The organism is Mesorhizobium sp. WSM4837 (assembly GCF_055811435.1).
This window is the reverse complement of the sequence record NZ_JBVVQE010000077.1, coordinates 26,577-33,095: the sequence shown is the minus strand read 5'-3', so window position 1 is coordinate 33,095 and position 6,519 is coordinate 26,577. Positions and strand designations below refer to the sequence as shown.

Sequence of the window (6,519 nt, the reverse complement as noted above, 5' to 3'; positions counted from 1 at the left end):
TTCTGTTTATTCGCCCCCCGAGATGATCCCCACTTGAGCCGGGGGCCGCGTCAGATGGGGCTCCCCCTTCTCCCCTTGTGGGAGAAGGTGGCCGCGAAGCGGCCGGATGAGGGGTGCTCCAGCTTGGAACCGACAGCACTCCGGCCAGCACCCCTCAACCGTCTCGGCGCTGCGCGCCGATCCACCTTCTCCCACAAGGGGAGAAGGCAAGAACTGCGCCATGCCCCGGTCGGCATCGACCCGGTTCACATGCCATTAGTATATCTGGACCACTATGCGGTCGCTTAGCTTGCAGCGAGCTTTCCTTGCTTTGCGCCAGGCGCCGAACCGGAGGAACTGTGTTTGGTCACGAAATCATCGAGGCAAGCCGCCCAGGCGCCCGAATCGACCGAGCTTGCCACGCTGGCGAAACTGGCGGGCTCCTCGTACGAGACGCTCGAGCGCGAACTCAGGGCTACGATCGCAACACTCGAGCAACAGGCGCTGCGATTCGAGACGGCGATCGACAACATCTCGCAAGGCATCTGCTTTTTCGACGCCGCTGAACGGCTGATCCTGTGCAACCGCCGCTATGCGGAAATTTACCGCATCGCGCCCGAACACTTGCGCCCCGGCCGGACGCTGGGCGAAATCGTCGAACGCCGCATCGCTGCCGGGACATCCGCGATGGCCAGCGACGCTTATCTCGCATTCGCCCGAGCGGTCAATTCGGGCACGACCTTGAGAAACTGGACCGCCAATCTCACCGACGGCCGGACAATTCAGATCTGCCATCAGCCGATGCCTGACGGCGGATGGGTGGCCACGCATGAGGACATAACGGAACTCACCGCCAATCGCCTGATCGTCGACGAGCGCATCTCGCTGCAAACGCTGATCGACTGGGTGCCCGACTACCTGTGGGTGAAGGACACCGAAAGCCGCTTCGTCGTCGCCAACAGGGCCATTGCTTCCGACAGCGGCAAGGCCAAAACCAGTGACATGATCGGTTTGACCGATTCCGATCTTCATGCCCCCGACCTTGCGCAGAAGTTTCGCGCCATCGAGCAAGGCGTGCTGCGCAGCGGACAGCCGATGATCGATGAGGAAGAGTTCGTTGTCGATGCGTCAGGCGCCGGCAAATGGTTTTCGTCGACGAAGGTGCCGTTGCGCAATGTTCAAAACGATATCTTCGGTCTGGTCGGCATCGCCCACGACATCACCGCCCGCAAGCAAGCGGACACCCTTCGAGACGGGCAGGCGCAGATACTGGAAATGATCGCGACGAGCGCCCGCTCGAAGATGTGCTCGACTGCCTCATGCGCCTCGCCGAGTCTCAGTTGACGGGGATATTCGGTTCCGTCCTGTTGCTCGACAAGGATGGCAGCCACTTGCGGCACGGCGCCGCGCCGAGCTTGGCAAAGGCCTATACGAGCGCCATCGACGGGATCGCCGTCGGCCCCAAAATGGGATCCTGCGGAACCGCTGCCTACCGGCGCGAGCCAGTCATTGTCACGGACATCATGCACGACCCGCTTTGGCACGATCACTGCGAATTGGCGGCGGCCTATGGCTACCGTTCGTGCTGGTCGACCCCGATCCTGTCGCACCAGGGCGCTGTGCTGGGCGCCTTTGCCATGTACTCGACGACCGTGCGCGAGCCGACCGCGGCCGAGACTCGGCTCATCGATTTCACGACGCGTATTGCCGGGATCGCCATCGAGCGCAAGCTGGCCGAAGATCGGATCCACTTCATGGCCAACCATGATGTGCTGACCGGACTGCCCAATCGCGCTCTGCTCGAGGACCGGCTTTCGCAGGCGATCCTCTACGCGCAGCGATACGATCGCTGGGTGACGGTGGTGTTCATCGATCTGGACAATTTCAAACTCGTCAATGACACGCTTGGCCACAATGCCGGGGACGAGCTGTTGAAGACCGTAGCCGGCCGTATCGTCGAGCGCGTAAGGGCGACCGATACGGTCGTGCGGCTTGGTGGCGACGAATTCGTCGTCGTTCTGTTCGATCAACCGACGAATGTCGATCTCATCTCCGAGACCCTGCAAGCAATTCGGGCGGCGATTGCAGAGCCGGTTCAGCTCGGAGCACATCGGCTGAGGGCGACGGCCAGTATCGGCATCGCCAGCTACCCCAAGGATGGGACCAACCCCGACACGCTGCTGGCCAATGCCGATGCGGCCATGTATCGCGCCAAGGAATTCGGCCGCGACAATTTCCAGTTCTACGCTCCCGAATTCAACACCAGAGCGCATGAGAAATTCGTGCTTCAGGAGGACTTGCGTAACGCCCTGGCCCGTTCGGAATTCACGCTGTTTTATCAGCCGCAGGTTGACCTTCGGTCGGGCCTCGTCTTTGCCGTCGAAGCGTTGCTTCGCTGGAATCATCCGACGCGGGGCATGATGGCACCGAACGCCTTCATTCCGACGGCCGAGGAGACAAGTCTGATCGTGCCGATCGGCGATTGGGTCCTGCACGAGGCCTGTCGGCAGAACAAGGCATGGCAGGATGCCGGCCTGCCGCCGATGACCGTCTGCGTGAATGTGTCGACGCGGCAATTCAGGGAAAAGAACCTGATCGGCCGCGTCGCCGATGCCCTGAAAGTCAGCGGTCTGGAGGCCAGATATCTCGAGCTGGAGGTGACCGAAAGCCTGATCATGCAGGATATCGACCTGGCGGTCGCAACGATGAACCAGCTGCAAAACCTGGGCGTTCAGATCTCGATCGACGATTTCGGAACAGGCTACTCCAGCCTCAGTGCGCTCAAGACCTTTCCAGTGGCGCGGCTGAAAATCGACAAGTCGTTCATCAACGATATCGCTGCTGACGAAAACGACCAGGCTGTCGCCAGCGCCGTAATATCATTGGGTCAAAATTTGAATCTGAGGGTCATTGCCGAGGGCGTCGAGACGGACGATCAGGTGGCCTTCTTGCGCAAGAACAACTGCGATGAAATGCAGGGCTATCATTTCAGCGAGCCGGTTTCGGCCCTGACATCGAGAAAATGCTCAGTGGCGAACCCATGGATTGACGGGTCGACCATGATCTCCTCAGCCAAGGCGGCATTGCCGCCAGCGCGGATTGCCCTGTGCCCGCGTTGCTATTTGCCCAGGACAAGGCTCCAGTAACGCCGCGAGCTGTCGCGGCCGTCCCGCACATAGGCCAGGCCGAAGCGGGTGAAGCGCGGGTCGAGCATGTTGCGGCGGTGGCCGGCTGAATGCATCCAGATGTCGAACAGCTTCTGCTGATCGAAACGGCCCTCGGCGATGTTTTCGGCGGCAGCACCGGCAATGCCGTTGCCCTTGACGCGCAAAGCAAATCCCTTGCCCCAGCCGGTCGAGTGGGTCATGCGGCCGCCGCGCGCCATATAGCCGGACTGCTGCAGGGCTGCCTGTTCGAGCTGACGGTCGGGAACAAGCGGTTCGAGGCCGGCTGAGGCGCGGATGCCCGCCAGCGTGCCGACGGCGGAGGCGGAGACCCCGGCGCCTTCGCCGGTGGGCAGCACAGTGGCGCAAGCGGCAAGCCCGGCCAGTGCGGCAAGGCCGGCAGCTCTAAGCAGCATTCGCCTGTTTGGCGTCGGGCGCATTTCGTCAGAGCGGGGTTCTAGGGATGGCTGATTGGCGGTGTCGGTGAGCGTCATGCCTGCCTGACATAGCGGCAATAGTGGCTTTTGCCGGGCAGGCGTTCAGAAATCTCGCTCGCTGCCCCCTTAGCCGTCCGCGAACCCCGCTGATGCGCGCTACGGCGCGATATTCTCCAAGCTTGCCGCCCAACCACCCCGGTAGCCGCATTGCTCAAGGGCGCTCCTGGCGGCTATCTGGCAGACACCTGGCTGATCCCGGTATCGATCCAGGCACGCGTCTGTTCCAGAACTTCATCCGAAAGCGCGGGATCGTCGATAGCCCGGGCGAGGATCACTGCCCCCACCATCGCTGCCCAGCATCCGATCGCTGTGCGGCGTCTGTCTGCCGGATCCAACTCCGGCAGCGTCTTGCCGATACGGTCGATCTGCGAGCGAAGGCCTTCGGTCATGGCCGAGCGTGCAGCCGGGGTCTGATGGCGGATGTCCGCAACAAGGCCCGCTGTCGGGCAACCACCGGCGGCATTGTCGCGATGCCGGGGCGAAAGATAGGCATCTGCATAGGCGCGAAGGTCGCCCCCTCCGCTTGAGTCTGCGGCGATGACATGGGCAAGGGTTTGGGCGATCAGGTCGTCCTTCGAGCTGAAATGGCCATAGAAGCCGCCATGGGTGAGCCCAGCGGCTTTCATCACCTCCGCCACGCTGACCGCGTCGAACCCCTTGTCGCGAAACAGCCGGCTGGCAACATCCAGAATTCGGCGGCGGTTCTCCGCCATCTGTTCCCGACTGACCTTCATTTCAAAATCCTCCGCCGGCGCCGTTGACATTTACATGATGGGTATCATATTTACCTGCATTCATGATGATCGTCATGAATATAGAGTCCATCAGCGAAAAGAGCAATGCCATGACCATTCCGTCAGTCCTCATAACCGGCGCCTCCACCGGCATCGGAGCCGCCTATGCCGAGCGCTTCGCGCGCCGCGGGCACGACCTCGTGCTGGTTGCCCGTGACAAGGCACGAATGGAGGCCTTGGCGGCCCGTCTAAGTCAGGAAAACGGCGTGGCGATCGATATCATCCAGGCGGATCTTACGCAGCCTGCCGAGCTTGCAGCGGTGGAGACGAGGCTGCGCGAGCACGCCAGCATCGGAATTCTCCTCAACAATGCCGGAACGGCCATCGGCGGAAGTTTTATCGAGCAGAGCACCGATGACGTAGCGCGGCTGGTTGCGCTCAATACGACCGCGCTTCTGCGGCTTGCCAGCGCCATTGCCCCGCGTCTTGCGGCGGCCGGCGAAGGTGCGATCGTCAACATCGGCTCCGTGGTCGGCCTGGCGCCGGAGTTCGGCATGACGGTCTACGGCGCAACCAAAGCCTTCGTGCTGTTTTTGTCGCAGGGACTCAGCCTCGAGCTCGCGCCGAAGGGTGTCTACGTCCAGGCCGTGCTTCCCGCCACGACGCGAACGGAGATCTGGGGACATGTCGGCGCCGACGTCAACACGCTTTCCAACGTGATGGAGGTCGACGATCTGGTGGATGCGGCGCTGGTCGGCTTCGACCGCCGCGAGCTGGTGACCATCCCGCCGCTACCCGATGCCGGGCAGTGGGACGCGCTTCAGGCCGCACGCCAGGCCATGCTTCCGAACTATCGGAACGAACATCCCGCCGAGCGGTACCGCACGGTCGCCTGAGCACCAACGATCCCGTTTCGATAGACGACCCGCCGCGGCGGGGACAAACAAAGGTGACCTATGACAAGCACAACGCTGTTTGAGCCCTATACTCTCGGCTCGCTGACCCTCTCCAATCGTATCGTCATGGCGCCGCTGACGCGCAATCGCGCTGGCCCGGGCTTCGTTCCAGGCGATCTCGCCGCGCAGTACTACGGCCAGCGCGCGTCGGCCGGCCTGCTGATTTCCGAGGCCACGCAGATCTCGCAGCAGGGACAGGGCTACCAGGACACGCCCGGCATCTACACCCAGGCGCAGATCGGCGGCTGGCGCAAGGTCACCGACGCCGTGCACGCCAAGGGCGGGCGGATTTTCCTGCAGCTCTGGCATGTCGGTCGCGTCTCGCACGTCGATCTGCAGGAGAACGGCGCCGCCCCCGTCGCGCCCTCGGCGATCCGGGCCGCGACCAAGACCTTCGTCGGCAACGGCTTTGTCGACGTTTCGGAGCCCCGCGCACTCGAACTGGATGAATTGCCGGGCATCGTGGAGGATTTCCGCAAAGCAGCTGCGAACGCCATCGAGGCCGGCTTCGATGGCGTCGAGATTCACGGCGCCAACGGCTATCTGCTGGACCAATTCGCCAAGGACGGCGCGAACCTCCGCACGGATGCTTATGGCGGATCGGTCGAGAACCGCGCCCGGCTGATGCTGGAGGTTGCGACTGCGGTGGTCGAGGAGATCGGCGCTGAGCGCACCGGCATCCGGATTTCGCCCATCTCGCCCGCCAACGGCGTCTCGAGCAGCGCTCCCCAGGCGCAGTTTGACTATATCGTCGATCAACTCGATGCTTTGGGCATCGTCTACATCCATGTCGTCGAGGGCGCCACGGGCGGATCGCGCGATGTCGCGCCGTTCGACTTCGGATCACTCCGCCGGCGCTTCAACAACACCTATATCGCCAATAACGGCTATGACCTTGAGCTCGCGGGGTCGCGGCTTGCCGACGGCAAGGCGGACCTGTTCGCCTTCGGGCGACCGTTCATCGCCAATCCCGATCTTGTGGAACGGCTGCAGACGCGCGCGCCGCTGGCCGTGTTCGATCAGGCGACGCTCTATGGTGGCGGCTCCGCCGGCTATACCGACTATCCCGTGATCGCCGCTTCAAGCCAGCCATGAGCCATCAGGGTGCCGCGCCCGTGCGGCCATCCCACGTCGACAGCAGCGCCGGCGCCTTCGCCGGTGGGCAGCACGGTGGCGGCAAGGCGGCCTG

6 protein-coding genes are annotated in these 6,519 nt (G+C 63.0%); 4 read left to right on the top strand and 2 right to left on the bottom strand.

Annotated features, from left to right (window positions below):
* The first annotated feature begins 342 nt into the window (after positions 1 to 342).
* Together AC0L3D_RS30700 and AC0L3D_RS30695 are read left to right on the top strand one after the other, a co-directional pair.
* Positions 343 to 1,323 (top strand): PAS-domain containing protein, encoded by a 981-nt coding sequence (locus tag AC0L3D_RS30700; protein ID WP_473646862.1) that lies wholly within the window; start codon positions 343 to 345, stop codon positions 1,321 to 1,323.
* Positions 1,320 to 3,125 carry a putative bifunctional diguanylate cyclase/phosphodiesterase gene (locus AC0L3D_RS30695; protein ID WP_473646861.1) on the top strand — a complete coding sequence of 602 codons (1,806 nt, stop codon included), beginning with the start codon at positions 1,320 to 1,322 and terminating at the stop codon, positions 3,123 to 3,125. The genes AC0L3D_RS30700 and AC0L3D_RS30695 overlap by 4 nt, the downstream gene beginning before the upstream one ends.
* On the opposite strand, the gene AC0L3D_RS30690 is transcribed toward AC0L3D_RS30695, so the two are convergent.
* Both AC0L3D_RS30690 and AC0L3D_RS30685 read right to left on the bottom strand, forming a co-directional pair.
* Entirely contained in the window at positions 3,098 to 3,583 is a 486-nt protein-coding gene (locus AC0L3D_RS30690) for a CAP domain-containing protein (protein ID WP_128169800.1), read from the bottom strand. The two genes, AC0L3D_RS30695 and AC0L3D_RS30690, sit on opposite strands and share 28 nt — an antisense overlap.
* A gap of 227 nt (positions 3,584 to 3,810) precedes the next feature.
* Positions 3,811 to 4,374: a TetR/AcrR family transcriptional regulator gene (locus tag AC0L3D_RS30685; RefSeq protein ID WP_023802251.1), complete on the bottom strand. Its 564-nt coding sequence runs from the start codon at positions 4,372 to 4,374 to the stop codon at positions 3,811 to 3,813.
* Between the two features lie 74 nt (positions 4,375 to 4,448).
* Here AC0L3D_RS30685 and AC0L3D_RS30680 point away from each other — a divergent pair, with 74 nt between their 5' ends.
* A complete protein-coding gene (locus AC0L3D_RS30680) occupies positions 4,449 to 5,270 on the top strand; it encodes an SDR family NAD(P)-dependent oxidoreductase (protein WP_473646859.1) in 822 nt (273 codons plus the stop codon).
* A gap of 60 nt (positions 5,271 to 5,330) precedes the next feature.
* Complete coding sequence (locus tag AC0L3D_RS30675) at positions 5,331 to 6,425, top strand: alkene reductase (protein ID WP_128176988.1); 1,095 nt, start codon at positions 5,331 to 5,333, stop codon at positions 6,423 to 6,425.
* The last annotated feature ends 94 nt before the right edge of the window (positions 6,426 to 6,519 follow it).